Source organism: Bythopirellula superficialaquae, from assembly GCF_059632245.1.
In genome coordinates, this window is the sequence record NZ_CP197426.1 from 4,438,351 (window position 1) to 4,451,787 (window position 13,437).

At 56.8% G+C, this 13,437-nt stretch carries 11 protein-coding genes and 1 tRNA gene; 4 read left to right on the forward strand and 8 right to left on the reverse strand.

From position 1 onward, the window contains the following. Positions 1-12 precede the first annotated feature (12 nt). Both SH678x_RS18335 and SH678x_RS18340 read left to right on the forward strand, forming a co-directional pair. The gene (locus SH678x_RS18335; RefSeq protein ID WP_496919902.1) at positions 13-651 is read left to right on the forward strand and encodes an RNA polymerase sigma factor; all 639 of its coding nucleotides are present in this window, start codon (positions 13-15) and stop codon (positions 649-651) included. 2 nt (positions 652-653) lie between these two features. After that, a complete protein-coding gene (locus SH678x_RS18340) occupies positions 654-1,067 on the forward strand; it encodes a hypothetical protein (protein WP_496919903.1) in 414 nt (137 codons plus the stop codon). 8 nt (positions 1,068-1,075) lie between these two features. Here the strand turns inward: SH678x_RS18340 and SH678x_RS18345 are convergent, their stop codons facing one another. The 6 genes from SH678x_RS18345 to SH678x_RS18370 all read right to left on the reverse strand — a co-directional run bounded on the left by SH678x_RS18345 (position 1,076) and on the right by SH678x_RS18370 (position 10,040). After that, positions 1,076-2,245, reverse strand: coding sequence for a rhomboid family intramembrane serine protease (locus tag SH678x_RS18345; protein WP_496919904.1), 1,170 nt, complete (start codon positions 2,243-2,245; stop codon positions 1,076-1,078). A 72-nt stretch (positions 2,246-2,317) separates the two neighbouring features. Then, positions 2,318-3,700 (reverse strand): GNAT family N-acetyltransferase, encoded by a 1,383-nt coding sequence (locus tag SH678x_RS18350; RefSeq protein ID WP_496919905.1) that lies wholly within the window; start codon positions 3,698-3,700, stop codon positions 2,318-2,320. Between the two features lie 214 nt (positions 3,701-3,914). Beyond that, positions 3,915-5,450, reverse strand: coding sequence for a hypothetical protein (locus SH678x_RS18355; RefSeq protein ID WP_496919906.1), 1,536 nt, complete (start codon positions 5,448-5,450; stop codon positions 3,915-3,917). A 59-nt stretch (positions 5,451-5,509) separates the two neighbouring features. Then, positions 5,510-6,304 (reverse strand): glycosyltransferase family 2 protein, encoded by a 795-nt coding sequence (locus tag SH678x_RS18360; RefSeq protein ID WP_496919907.1) that lies wholly within the window; start codon positions 6,302-6,304, stop codon positions 5,510-5,512. Positions 6,305-6,504: 200 nt separating this feature from the next. Next, the gene (locus tag SH678x_RS18365; protein WP_496919908.1) at positions 6,505-7,296 is read right to left on the reverse strand and encodes a Nif3-like dinuclear metal center hexameric protein; all 792 of its coding nucleotides are present in this window, start codon (positions 7,294-7,296) and stop codon (positions 6,505-6,507) included. A 104-nt stretch (positions 7,297-7,400) separates the two neighbouring features. After that, positions 7,401-10,040 (reverse strand): hypothetical protein, encoded by a 2,640-nt coding sequence (locus tag SH678x_RS18370; protein WP_496919909.1) that lies wholly within the window; start codon positions 10,038-10,040, stop codon positions 7,401-7,403. A 26-nt stretch (positions 10,041-10,066) separates the two neighbouring features. Here SH678x_RS18370 and SH678x_RS18375 point away from each other — a divergent pair, with 26 nt between their 5' ends. Continuing rightward, positions 10,067-10,864 carry a sugar phosphate isomerase/epimerase family protein gene (locus SH678x_RS18375; protein WP_496919910.1) on the forward strand — a complete coding sequence of 266 codons (798 nt, stop codon included), beginning with the start codon at positions 10,067-10,069 and terminating at the stop codon, positions 10,862-10,864. A 397-nt stretch (positions 10,865-11,261) separates the two neighbouring features. On the opposite strand, the gene SH678x_RS18380 is transcribed toward SH678x_RS18375, so the two are convergent. Further along, positions 11,262-11,335: transfer RNA gene (locus SH678x_RS18380), tRNA-Val, on the reverse strand. 264 nt (positions 11,336-11,599) lie between these two features. On the opposite strand from SH678x_RS18380, the gene SH678x_RS18385 reads away from it, so the two are divergent. Beyond that, positions 11,600-11,770, forward strand: a complete 171-nt coding sequence (locus SH678x_RS18385; protein ID WP_496919911.1) for a hypothetical protein — start codon at positions 11,600-11,602, stop codon at positions 11,768-11,770. 59 nt (positions 11,771-11,829) lie between these two features. On the opposite strand, the gene der is transcribed toward SH678x_RS18385, so the two are convergent. Continuing rightward, entirely contained in the window at positions 11,830-13,293 is a 1,464-nt protein-coding gene (gene der / locus SH678x_RS18390; protein ID WP_496919912.1) for a ribosome biogenesis GTPase Der, read from the reverse strand. Positions 13,294-13,437 lie beyond the last annotated feature (144 nt).

Genomic DNA, 13,437 nt, shown 5'->3' on the forward strand with positions numbered 1-13,437 from the left:
AGTCGCGGCTCAATGAATGATTCCTCCCAAGCCACCGTCTTGCTTGTCGAAGAGATTCGCCGGGGCAAGCCCGCCGCGTGGAACGAGTTGATCGCCCAATACGAAGGGCGGCTGCTCTCCTTTGTCGAAAGCCGTCTTCGCCGTCGTGACGCCAGCGAAGACGTCGTGCAAGAAACCTTCATCGGTTTTCTCACGAGCTTGCCCAATTACGACACTCGGCGGTCGCTGGAAAGTTGGCTCTTCACGATTGCCGCCCACAAGCTCACCGACCACCTCCGCCGCGAAGGCCGGCGACCGGCACTGCCGTTTTCCTCGGGTGAAGGTTCGTCGGGGAATTGGGAACCGACCGGCAGCGACCGCGAAGCCAGCAGCATCGCCCGCAGCGGTGAGCGCCGCGGGTTAGAAGAAGACGCCGTCACGGCCGGCATTGCCGAGCAAATCGAACGCTGGCGATCCACGGGCGATTGGCAAAAGGTTAAGTGCATGGAGCTGTTGTTTGTGCTGGGCTGGGGAAACAAACAAGTGGCCGAGGAAATTCAGCTTTCCGAACAGCAGGTGGCGAACTTCAAGTTCGATTTCCTCGAGCGCTTGCGCAAGATCATCCGCGGCCAACGCTTGAGCGAAGACATCTTTCCGGAGTTACAGTCGTAATCATGAGCAATCCCTTCACCGACGCGGAACTCGCGGCCTATCTCGACGAAGACCTGTCGCAAGAACGGATGGCCAGCATCGAGCAAGCCTTGCGCGAAGATGCGACCCTCGGCGAACGTCTTACCGGGATCGTGGGGAGCCAAGACGCGGGCGTACACACCGTGGGGGCGATGTGGCGGCGCAATCGTTTGAGTTGCCCTACCCGCGAGCAGCTCGGCAGTTATCTGTTGGACGTGCTCGACAACGATCAGACCGATTACATCCGGTTTCATCTCGACACGGTTGGCTGCCGCGTTTGCCACGCCAGCCTCGAAGACTTGCGCTCACAGCATTCCGCCGATGAAAAAACAGCCACCGATAGCCGACGGAAGAAATATTTTCAATCCAGCGCCGGCTATCTCAGCAGCAACGGCTGACGTGCTGCTCAAATCACGTCGTCGAGTTCCACTTCCCCTTCTTCGATTTGCTTTTGAGCAACGGCAGATAGCTTTTTCCGTAAAAGATTTTGATTCTCGTTGAGTTTCGCGGAATCGAGTGTTCCGAGCAGCTCCAGCGTTCGTGCAGGGCGCTGAAGTTCCACCAGGCAAATCTGCGCGAGCCTCAACCGCACGGCCTCCGATCCTTCGGGAAACTCTTCCAGGTACTTCGTCATCAACGGCGCGGAATCGGCCCATTGCTTGTGCTTGTCGAGGCCGGCGATCAGTTTGAATTGCTCCTGCCGGCTTAACTCCAACGGAAGTTTCAAGTCTTGTACCTTCCGCCAGACGAGCATAGCTTGCGGTGCTTGATCGATCTGCAAGTAGGCCAGGATTCTTTTCTTTGCTTCATCGGCGCGTTGACCTTGGTAGGCTTGAATTTGCTGCTGTGAGAGTGGGGCTAGCTCTTCTTTGGGGGGCTTACCCGCTTCGTCACGCCAGACCGCGAAAATATCCCAATGCTCGCAATCGACTTGCTTCCGCTTTAGCAAGACTATGCCGAGTACGGCTCCCAATACGACCCCCATTAAATGCAACAGCGAACTTCCCAGAAAGCCATGCCCCGTGGCCAAGTGGACGCTGCTGACTAGCACTGCCAGTGCGAATTCAATCCCAACATAGAATGCGGCGAGCGCTGCGACTCGCACGTCGAATGAGATGGGAAAATACAAAAAGAATCCAAACATCTTCACGCTGTTCATGGGGGCCCACACGCAGGCCATCGCCATCAGCCCATAAATGGCCGACGATGCTCCGACCGATCCCGGCTCTGGTGTTGAGCCCAACATGATGGCCTGTTCGATGGCTGATTGCCCCAAACCGATAACAAAGTAGCAGGCCAGAAACCGCCACCAACCGAGCTTCCCCTCAGTCACCAACCCAAACACCCACAAGAAAAACATGTTAGCCAGCAGGTGGCTGAAATCAGCATGCGTGAACAGCGACAACAGCCATTGCGTGGGATGCATGCCTTGGCCGTACATGAGCACCCAGCCATCAAGTGGATCGATCGTGCCACTGGCCATTCCGGCAAAGACGGCCACATTGGCGACGATCAGCCCGACCGTCGCATACGGCAAGTGATACAGCAGCGCATCGCAAGAGAGCGGCAAGAACATGGCGGCCAAATTCCCTCGCAGTCACTCAACAACAAGTGGAAAGCACCAATGCCTTCCGCCTGCTCATTGTAACTACAGCCGCAGCAGTTCAAACGGGGATTGCCAGAATAATCGGGGTGGAAACAGTGCCGCCAAAATCGCGGCCTTGGCGGAATCCTCGACCCGCAACAGTCCCCGCTCGCGGGCCGTGGTCCAGGCCAGATTGCTGGTGAGCAATTCCTGGAACGTCAGGGCATCGCAGGCGACCTCCGTCGGGGTTGAAGGAAGAGCATGCTCCAATCGCACGCTCCGCCTGGTGAACAGGAACCGGTAGCACCGCTCATCGACCGCAAAACCAATCTCCAACGGTCGCGGGATGCCGGCTTCCTTCGCCCGATGATAAAGCTGGGGGTAAAGACGCTCGACCCATTTTTCCGGCGAAAGCAATTTGTGCATCCACGGCGAGCCATGCTGCGCTCCGCAGGCATGCCAACTTCCCCCCGCCGTGACCAACAGCTCGTGCATGGGATCGGTCGCCGGAGTATGCAGCGACACAAAATGGTGATCGCGGTCGATGGCATCGCGGCACGCTCGCGCGATGAGCATCAATCTCACCGACGCATAACCAGGGAGCGTCATCATCTCCACAATGCACGAATCTCGCACCACGGCGTAACCTACGGCGTGCAGTTTGTCTGACTCTCCCGTTTCCTCAGCTTTGTGCCGTACGGCAATCAAAACTTGATCGTGCGCCTTGCGCCCCACCAACCACCGCCAGGCGTCATCGCTTCGGTGCAAGGTTCCCCACATTGCAGTTGCGACTTGATCGTAAACGGGCTGAATCGCTTCCAATTCAAAATGCCACCACGTGCGAACTTCGATCTGCGAATGGCGATGTTTTCTTGTCGCGAGTTGGGCTGTGATATGAGCCAGCAGGGCCCGCGTGTTGGCTTGCGTGTGGCCTTGCGCCCGGCAGGTGCTCCAACCGTTGGCGGCGAACAATTCCGGCTGATCGGGACGCGCCACCGCCAGAATGGCCCCTTCGGCCAGCGCGGTCGATTCGGCCGTGGCTAATAGCGGGGTCATCAATTCCGCGGGATGCATTTCGGGCAAGATTGCGCAGTCGCGAATCGCTGCCATGGGGATTCGTTCCCGCTCGAACCATGCCGACTGCCGAGAAAGCTGCAAATGACCGATCAAATCACTCCCGCGCACGAGCAACATGCGATCGGAGGGCTCATACGAGGGATCGTCCAACCGGCTTTGAAAATCTTCGGCGAGCGGAACTTGATAGTGCTGCGTCAAAAACGCCAGCACGCGGCTATGATCTCCCGCATTGCCAACGACGATGCGCGTGCCGAGACCCAAATCGCATAAACAGGGATTCGTGGGCCGAGAAGCGGCCTTCGCCACGCTGTGGCCGTTGGCTGCCGTGGCAACACGGAGCGGCGCTACGCGATTGATCTGCTGGTGCATATCGGCCATCCTTTCCGCTCCACCAGACGAACGCGCATCGGAATGACCGCGTGAGCTCCGGCAGACAAACGTCCTGAACGCCCGATCCTTTAATAGGACCCTAACCCAACACACTTGGACGTTGTGTGTTCGCCCCCGCAAAACACACGAACTTCATGTCTGCTTCTAACTTAGGCGATAGCGCAACGAAAATCCAGCAGGCAGCGCGAAAGAACTACGACTTTTCCGTACGCAAGAACTGTTGCAGCAAAGCTGGCGGGAACAGGCAAAACGCATATTCACGCGAACGACGCAATTGCTCGATGCTTGCTGCGTGTTTGGCGTCGACGATGCTTTGCTGCAATCGTTCCGCACGTTTGCTCAAATACTGTTGCAACTCCGCATTGGCAGCAACGATTGACTGATGACGCTCGGCGGCATTCGCCATCGTTTTGGAAATGTCGATCCACTCCTGTTTTTTTGCCAGCAAGTCATGCATACGGGACACTTCTTCGACCGGTATGATCATTTCGTGAAGAAATCGTTCAGGATGATACTGCTGGCTGCGCAATTCCTGCCGCAATTCGCGCGGCGAATGCACGGGGACATCGGAAGCAGCAATCGGCAATCGCAAAGTTCCTGAAATCGTCGCATAAGGAGGCAACTCGATGCCAAAAAACTTCTCGCCAATCGCATCGGTCACTTGGTCGTATTTGGCCCCGCCGATGCCGTGGATAAACACGTCGGCTAGCAGTAACCGTGCAAACAGCGTTGTCGCCAAGGCACGCGTGCGAAACTTGATCCCTTGGCGTTCCAACTCAGCAAATTGCTCGACCGCCAGCGACGGATTCGTAGAAAGCACTGACGAAATTTGCTTGCGATCGGTAATTTCCGCCTGATTCTCGACACGCCGCACATAAACACCGCGGCGCGTGGGGTCGGATGTGCTCCACAACCAAAACGGCGTTTCCACCCAGCCATCGTGTTCGGTCAGATCCGGCACGGGTTGGGCCTTGTTTTTCAACTGGTGGGCCACGCGATAGTCGGCCACCGCGCCATTATATGCCGTGCGAAATTCTATGGCTCGATTCAATAACTCAGACGCAAACCAACGAAAAGCTTCACTCTGGCAAACGCGCGATTGCGGCAGCTCCAGCGAGCGCGAACCCCAGGCGATTTCCAATTGATGCCGGGCTTCGGCCAACGCGTATCCAATCTTTTCTTGCTTCCGCGAAGCGGCCAGCACGCTCGGCCACCATTCCTTGACGAGCGGCTGGTCAACGAGTCCCGCCATTTTATGAGCAACTCGGGAACCGAAGGATTGCCACAACTCCAGGTCCGCGATGCCGCGTTCCTCAAACGGCAAGTCGATCAATGCTTGGTCATAGCGGACAAGTTCGGTTTGCAATTCCGCAGGGGAACCCGTCGGCACGCGAATCGCCGACGCCCGCCAGAGATCGCTATCGATGATGAGATCGATGGCCGTTCCGCCAACTTGCTTCGCCAACTTCGCCGCTTCAAAATTTTTGAGCCACACCCCCGGATGAAACAATTCCGGTTGATGGCCCGTGATAACCAGCGGTGCCTCAGCACTTGGGGGATCGGCCACGTCGGCATACTGACGCGTGTAGGCGATCGCCTCGTCGAGAATCTGTTGCCGCGCGAGATTCGCAAGTTCCGCGAGCGAACGGCCCAACCATTCCACTTGTGCTAATTCCGCCCGCTGCCGACCACGCGCCACGAGCGCCAGCAACTCGCCCCGAGCAGGCACGCAAAGAATTTCCCCATCACCAGGGGGCGCGCGAAATCTCGGGTAATCGCCCGAAGGGATCATACACAGGGCTGGCAACAAAGCTCGGGCAAGGGGGCATCCGTCGTCACGGGCCGCACGGGACCACACGCCGCCACGGCACGGTCGATCACCTCGCGGTAATACTTCAGCCGCAAATCGGCCGCATCGAGCGCCCCGCCAAAACTCCGCTTTTCATCCAAGTAGATCAGCGGTACCGATACTTCCGTGATTCTCAGCCCATGCCAAGCCGCTTGCACCCACAGCTCCAAAGGCATCGCATAACCGGTTTCAGTCAGGTTCAACTTCGCCAATGCCGTCGTGCGATACGCTTTGAAACCACAAAACGCGTCGGTGATGTCGAGACCCAACTGTTTGTTGAGTTCAGCGGTAATCGTGCGATTGATTGACAAGCGGTCGCCAGGAACCATTTCAGTCGATTGGGTTGTTTCCAAATAACGGCTTCCCGAGGCAATATCAAAATGCCGGCAGGCCTTGGCGAGATCACAAATCCGCTGAGGTTCGTGCTGGCCGTCGCAATCAATCGTTACAACTAATTCGTAACCATGCTCAATCGCGTAATCGAAGGCCGTCTTGAGTGCCGCGCCGTAACCACGGTTCTTGTCATGCAGCAGAACTTTCACGTCGGTCCGCTGGGCAAGCAATTCACGCGTGCCGTCGGTCGAACCGTCGTCGACTACCACCACATCGGTGGCATACTTCGTAACTTCGTTCAATACGTCGGTCACATGACCAACTTCATTGAACACGGGCAGAGCGGTCAGGAAGCGACACTCGCGTTGGTCGCTCAAGCGACCGAGGTAGGGCAGGCTCATGATGGCGGGAACTCCGTCGAGTTATTTGTTGGTCCCGCGGCGTTCCGAGCCCAGGGACCGACCCTCTTGTACGTCCACTTAGCGCGAGTGGTTCGCCCGCGACAAGCACCTCATTCTAGATGCCAGCTTCAGAGGGTCAATCGACAGAACCGTGATGTCGAAATAAGAATTAACTCGCTAAATGACCATAAGCAAACGACTTACATCCGGCGAACCGGGTCACTTTCGCTACGACTCGCCCAAACCGTCACCCCCGGCAGTAAGTCGGCCAGATAATCCGCCAACGACAACAGGGCAAACCTTTCGCTCGCAAAATGCCCTGGCAACACCAAAGCCACTTTGCGGGCTGCCGCTTCGAGGCAGGTGTGATACGTCGTTTCGCCCGTGATTAAACAATCGCAGCCCTGCTCAATGGCGGTCTCAAGAAATGAGCCGCCGCTGCCACACACAATCGCCACGCGATTGACGATTTGCTCGTCGGCTCCCACGACCTGCAGACGTTGAATCCCCAGGAAGTTCTTCACCCGTTCAACCATCTCTGTGAGTGTCACATCTTCGCCCAAGGTACCGCACCGCCCTACCCCCACATCGGGGTCGTCGCTGGAACTAGCGACCAACGGGGCGATCTCTTGCAGGCCCAAACCAATCGCCAAATGCTGATTGATCCCCGCGCGTGCCGAATCAAACGCCGTGTGCGGGCTGTAAACGGCAATCTTCGCGGTGATGAGTTGCAGCAGCAAACGCCCCACGGTGCTATCGGTGGTCAGCGTCTTGAGCGGATGAAATGGCAGCGGATGATGCGTCACGATCATATTCGCGCGGCCTTCCACGGCTTCCGCCACGGTCTCTGGGGTGACAGTCAGGCAAGTCACGACCCGCTCGACCGACCAGGTGCGATCCCCCACCAACAGGCCGACATTGTCCCAATCTTCCGCCAACCGCGCGGGGGCAAACTGTTCCAAACATTCCGCGACTGTAGCGACCGTGGCCATAGGAGTTCCAAGAGATTTGAGAAAGGCGACCACCGCATGGTAGTGAATGAAATAGCCGTCAACAAGCCGCGCTTGGCAACTGACAGCACATTGCCGCGTGGCGATTATTGCTCGACCGTAATGCGATGATTGAACACGCGCCGCATCCCCCCCTGCTCTTCCACTTTGAGCAAGAGCTCTTCGCCCAACAATTCCTCGCCATCCAGATAGGTGTAAGTCTTGGTATCCCAACCATTAGTGAGTTGAAACACCTGCATGCGTTGCTGCCGTCGTCCGGGGGCATACAGCAAACACTTGAAATCAATCGGTTTGTTATCGCGGTTGAGCATGCGTTGCTCAACGACCAGATTGCCGTCATCGCCCAGCCGGGTGTTGAGTTCCAAGTCGATGTCCTTATCTCCGACGTTCACCTCGCGGTAGGTGCTGAATCGATAAGGCTTATCCGCGGCGACTTCAAAATCGATACGTAGTGTCGTGTTGCCGCTGTTCGCATCGAAAGGAAGCAATATCTGGAACGGCCGCCGCGCCTTCTCGCCAATCGCCAATTTAAAGTCGATGCGATCGGGCATGACCTGCCAGCCCTCGGGGGCGATGATGCGAACCGTGCCACCGATCCCTTGCCCGAAAGTATTTTGCAGTTCAATGCTGTTGCCGTGGGCAATTTCAAACACGCTGGGGATGTCGGTCTTGGCCAGTTTGGCTCCCAACCCCATGCGCGCGATCGCACCGTTGAGCCCAATCACGAACTTCGGCAGCGGCGTGACCTCGATGATGTGACGGTTGTCCTTCATCTGGGGTTTGGAAGAACGCCCCCACACGTCGATCACACTGATGCCGTCCCCCAAGTACAAAGCTTCCTGCCCTAACTTTTCGTTCCATAACACCATTACCACTGTGCCGTTCTGGGTTTGGAACAGCCGGTTCTCGCTCCCACGTGGCAACTGAATCGTGCCCAAATATTCGGTGCCGCTCAACAGCGAAGCCGTTGTCCGCCAAGGCAACAGCAAGTCACTGGGGGTCCCCACGTCTTTCATCAAGCCGGCTTCATCGTCAAATGGCTTGGCCGCGAAGATCGCATCGGCCCCGTGGATTTTGGCCGAGATCATTTGCTGCACGAGATCCTGAGTGCGCGCTTCGAGATCGTATTCGCTGCGTTTCAGCGGTTTAACCAATGCCCACCGTACAACCCCTTCGCGAGTTGGCAGTTGCAGATAGCTCGCCAATTCGTCGCCCGTGAGCGTTGGCTCGGCCGACATCTGCTCGAAATCCCAAGAGGCTTTCGTTTGACTTGACGCCGCCTCAAGCCACGGCCAACCCAAGCCCAAGCTCACGTCTTGGCCGAAACGGAACATCATTTCGCGGAGCTTGCCAACTTCTTGTTCACAATTCGGAAAATGAGCGTAGCTCGTGTCATCATCGGTCCCTAATTGCCACCACCGTACCCGCAACGAAAGTCGCGTTAACACTTCATCCAAGGATGGCAGCCAGACCGATGAATCCACGTTGGAAAGCAAATCGGCGATGCTCGCGTCGGAAGGAATTTCTTTACCAAAATCCAAATCCGCGGGGGGACGATCCAACACCCCCACCACGTCAATTTCCTTGGCGGCGAGTTGCTCGGTCAGCATCACGAGCTGTTCGCCACGATCCATTTCGCTCGTGCCGTACCAAACCGGCAGCTTCACCCAACTCACACCCGCGCGGGGTAGCAGCATTTGCAACTGATCGAAATTCAGCGGAATATGATCACCGGCCAACGACCAACCGAATTCACCGCGCGTTGCGGCGGGCATCGGCGGCACGACGGCGATCGATATCTCGCGTTTGTCCAAGGTTCCTTGAGCCGTCTGCATCGAGACTTCCACGCGATAGAAGCCGTATTCTTTGATCGGCGGCTGCCAATGAGTCTTGCCCGCATAGCCGGCCGGAAGCGGCACCGAGCGGTCGATGTTGAGCATGTCGGACGCCTTGCTCAACTTTTCAGTGATCAAAGTGCCTCGCATTTGAATGGTATTGTCATCCAATTCCCGGCTGCTGGCATCGAACAACTGAAACCGAATATCGGGATCCTGTTCGCGAATACCCGATAGTTCGCACGACACGACCACTTGCTTAGGATTGTCGTAAACATTGAACGGGCTGTTAGTGGTCACTGCCATTTGTGGCAAGCGTGCCAGCCAGACGTCGCAAATCGAAAACGAACCGTTGAGGTCGACTTGCTCGCCATCCTCAATCTCCAGCGTGATAATCGCCAGCCGCACATTGGGATTGGTCACAGTCACGGCATCAATCTTGATCCGCTCCCAACCTTCGGTATTCTTGTACCAGGGAGTTGTGGCCGATTCGAGCACGTTACGTTCTTCGTCGCAGAAATCGAGCCGCAGGTGGGCCCGGGAAAACTGAACCCCGTCGCCCCGCAGCCGCGTTTCGACGACATAGCTAAATTGATCCGAAATCGCCACCGCGGGACTGTTAATCGCCACTCCACCGCCGTTGAGATGCACTTTGAGGCAGCGCCCCGCGATGGCGGACTTGTCTTCTTCGATCGCCGCTTTCACATAGCGGGGCAGCGTCGGTCCGAATTGGCGTTTCCAAGTGTCGGGCCAACCATCATAGTTGACGTCCCATTTCCCACGCTCGCTGAAATCGCAGTAGAATATCTGCACCGCATCAACGTTCCGCTCGGCGCTTGTTGGAGCCGCCAAACCGCAACAGAGCAACAAACTTGTCAAAATGCTGAGCATGATACGGTGAACGCTAGCGCGTTGGGATGAATCGCTGGAAATGCAAAGGAAAACAGATTGTGACGGCTTTACGGATCGCAGCAGAGACCCGCTGTTTCGCGCAACCCTTCAAGAAAGCATTACACACGGCAGCGTCCCTTGGTGCCGATGGCGTGCAATTTGATGCCCGAAATGAACTTCGCCCGGCGGAGCTTTCGGAAACGGGACTGCGGCAACTGCGCAAAATGCTGGATGATCTCAATTTGCGGGTGGGATCACTCAGCTTCCCGACCCGTCGCGGTTATGCCGACCCCACCGACCTCGACCGCCGTGTCGAAGCCACGGTCGCCGCGATGAAGCTCGCGTCGCAGCTCAAAGCCTCGGTGCTCGTCTGCAATCTGAGTTTGAGTTCCTCCACCGAAAATTTAGCCGAGGTCTTTACTTCGCTCGGCGCACACGGCTTGAGGCTCGGTGTGAAACTCGCCGCCCAAGTTCATTTCAGTTCGTTCGACGAAGTTGCCGAATTCCTGGCGGCCCTGCCCGAAGGATATTTGTTCCTCGATTTACACCCCGCGCATCTCTTGTCCCAAGGGCACTCGCCGATGGAATTCGTGACGACTCTCGGGCAGCACATCGCCCATATCCATGCCGTGGATGCGGTGCGCGATTTTTCGACGGGCCGGAATTTCGAAGTCGAACTAGGCCGCGGCTCGGCCGATTTTCCTTCGCTGCTGGGCCAACTCGAGGAATTCGACTACCGCGGCTGGGCCACCGTCGAACGCAACGGCTCAGACCAAGTCGTCGACGACTGCGCCAACGCGGTGAAATATCTGCGAGCAATCTAAGAAAATCTTCTCTGCGATGTCGTTACCGCGCAGGGCTAACCGCCTACCCGACCGGCAAGAGAAAAACCGCCACAGTGGCGGGCGAAAGAAGGCCACTCCCGAAGCACGAGGAGCGGCAAGCGAGAAGCTTACTTCTTGCGGTGCCGAATCTTGGCACGCATCCGACGCTTTTTGCGGCCTTGTTTGCGCCGCCCTTTTCCTGATTTCTTCGTTCCCACAGAGACTCCAACTTGGATTGAATGATTGTATTGGCCACCCTTCCGCCGGGTGAATCGCGTATTTTAACCTCTGTCAGCAAACCGGGGCAAGCGCGGACTTGCCCTCCGACCGTTCCAGTCAGAACAGGCCGAAACCCTCGGGCCAAAGTTTTTGGCCCTTGCTGACGAATATCCTCAAGTGGGCGATACAAGACTCGAACTTGTGACCCCTAGCTTGTCGAGCTAGTGCTCTAACCAACTGAGCTAATCGCCCCCACAAAAAATCCTGCCAAAACACCTTAAAACTTAGGTAAGCTTAAGTGCCGCCTAGCGAATAGACTTTCAGCTAGCAGCGGCGGAGCTTGGCAGACCCCAAAGTGTAGCATCCCCAAAGGCCCTGTGGTAGGGTCTAGAAACAACGAAGCGGACTTGCGGGCGAGAACCGATTCGGTGATATTCACTCTTTGGCCGCTGCATTAACGGCAGCCAAAGCGAACGGATTGGGCTACCAGGGGTGGGATTTTAAGGCTATCGATCAATGCTTAAGGACAGGCAAGAAATACTGGCTGTGGGCGAGTTGGCCCTCTTTTTGGCAACATGGTTTGCAACCGTGTGGGCCGCCGTGGATCATTTCCGCCACAACGACATTTCCGGCAACAGCTTGGCCTCGTCGCAGCGGATCGAACGGTCGATCGAAGAGCTGGATTAATCGTCACGTTCGCTCATCTCTGTCAGTTCGGCAGAGTTTCCACTCTCCGCAACTACAGATCAATTCGCTTGGATCTCTTCGTCCGTTTGCGGATCTTCAAAGTCGAACTCCGTCTCTTCGCCAAACATATCGTCGGTCGGTGTCTCAAGGGCATCGCTTTCGATGCGGCCCGCAGTACCAATTTCGTCGCGTTGATCGCTCTGCTGACGTTTACGTAAATACAACTTGATCGGCACTTCCTCGAAGTGCAGCTGGTCACGCACGCAGCCCAACAGATAACGCTGATAGTTGCGTTCGATGCCCTGAGGATCACTGCAGAACAACACGATCGTCGGCGGCTGTGCGCTCACCTGCGTGGCGTAGTAAATCTTGGGCCGGCGATTGGCGTGCATCGGCGGCGGGGTGCGAGCAACGGCATCGCGCATCAGCCGGTTGAGTTGGCCCGTTGGGATTCTCATCCGCGATTGCTTAAACAGCATTTGCCCATGATTGAGCAGCGCTTTGACGTTTTTGCCCGTTTGCCCCGTAATAAAGGCAATCGGCGCGTACCGCATCGTGCGAAATGAATCGTGCAAGTAACGCACCCACTTGTCGGTGGTCATCGTCTTGGCCATCGTGTCCCATTTGTTCACGACCAAGATGCAGGGCTTGTAATTCTGGCTGATGTAATCGCAAAGCTGCTTGTCGACCTTGCTAATCCGCTGCGTCGCGTCGAGAAACAACAACACGATGTCCGCCCGGCGAATGCTCCGCTGAGCCCGATGTGTTCCGTAAAAATCGATGGAAGATCCCCGGCTTTCGGGCCGGCGGATGCCCGGCGTATCAATCGCCACGAACGATTTGCCGTCGAGTTCAAACCGCACGTCGACGCTATCGCGTGTCGTGCCGGGAATCTCGCTGACGATCATCCGCTTCGATTGGGCCAGCGTGTTCACAAACGTGCTTTTGCCCGTGTTGCGACGGCCCACGATCGCCACCTTCATCTCCGGCTCGCCGTCGGGTTGGTCCGTGCCGTCTTCCACCGGAGGCGGCAGTCGCTCGAGAATCAAATTCAGCAGCACCGACCGATTGCGGTTTTGCTTGGTGCTAATCGGCGTGATTTGCCCGCGTCCCAAGCGATAGAACTCATTCGCCTGATCGTCAAACTTCTTGTCGTCGGCCTTGTTGGCCACGCAAATCACGGGGATCGACAAATGCCGCAGCCGGCGGGCAACCTCCTCGTCGAGCGTCGCCATCCCTTCGCGGGCATCGACTACGAACAAAATCACGTCCGCCGAGTCGATCGCGATCTGAATCTGATCTTCGATGTGCTGCGACAGACGGTCTTCGTCGATGATGCCGATCCCACCCGTATCGATGAGTTCGAAGAAGCGGTCTTCGTACTCCATCAGATATTCGACGCGGTCGCGGGTTACCCCGGGCCGATCTTCGACGATGGCAATCCGCAAACCAGCGAGCCAATTCAACAGGCTACTTTTGCCCACATTGGGGCGGCCAACGATGACCACGCGGGGAACTGCCATTAATCTGCCTACCTTAAGATGCCCTCTGCAATTGAGTCTTTTATCATAGTCGAGCCGCCGCGGATGAGCCACGCGCGAAATCCGCAGGGCCTTATAGTTCCGGCGAGATTGCCCTAAAATAAGCCCTGCACGCTGCTCGCACAG

Coding starts and splice junctions, on each gene's coding strand:
- SH678x_RS18360 (WP_496919907.1), bottom strand. CDS start 6,304: ATGAGCCTGCCCTACCTCGGTCGCTTGAGCGACCAACGCGAGTGTCGC.
- SH678x_RS18340 (WP_496919903.1), top strand. CDS start 654: ATGAGCAATCCCTTCACCGACGCGGAACTCGCGGCCTATCTCGACGAA.
- SH678x_RS18365 (WP_496919908.1), bottom strand. CDS start 7,296: ATGGCCACGGTCGCTACAGTCGCGGAATGTTTGGAACAGTTTGCCCCC.
- SH678x_RS18375 (WP_496919910.1), top strand. CDS start 10,067: ATGAATCGCTGGAAATGCAAAGGAAAACAGATTGTGACGGCTTTACGG.
- SH678x_RS18345 (WP_496919904.1), bottom strand. CDS start 2,245: ATGTTCTTGCCGCTCTCTTGCGATGCGCTGCTGTATCACTTGCCGTAT.
- der (WP_496919912.1), bottom strand. CDS start 13,293: ATGGCAGTTCCCCGCGTGGTCATCGTTGGCCGCCCCAATGTGGGCAAA.
- SH678x_RS18370 (WP_496919909.1), bottom strand. CDS start 10,040: ATGCTCAGCATTTTGACAAGTTTGTTGCTCTGTTGCGGTTTGGCGGCT.
- SH678x_RS18335 (WP_496919902.1), top strand. CDS start 13: ATGAATGATTCCTCCCAAGCCACCGTCTTGCTTGTCGAAGAGATTCGC.
- SH678x_RS18350 (WP_496919905.1), bottom strand. CDS start 3,700: ATGCACCAGCAGATCAATCGCGTAGCGCCGCTCCGTGTTGCCACGGCA.
- SH678x_RS18385 (WP_496919911.1), top strand. CDS start 11,600: ATGCTTAAGGACAGGCAAGAAATACTGGCTGTGGGCGAGTTGGCCCTC.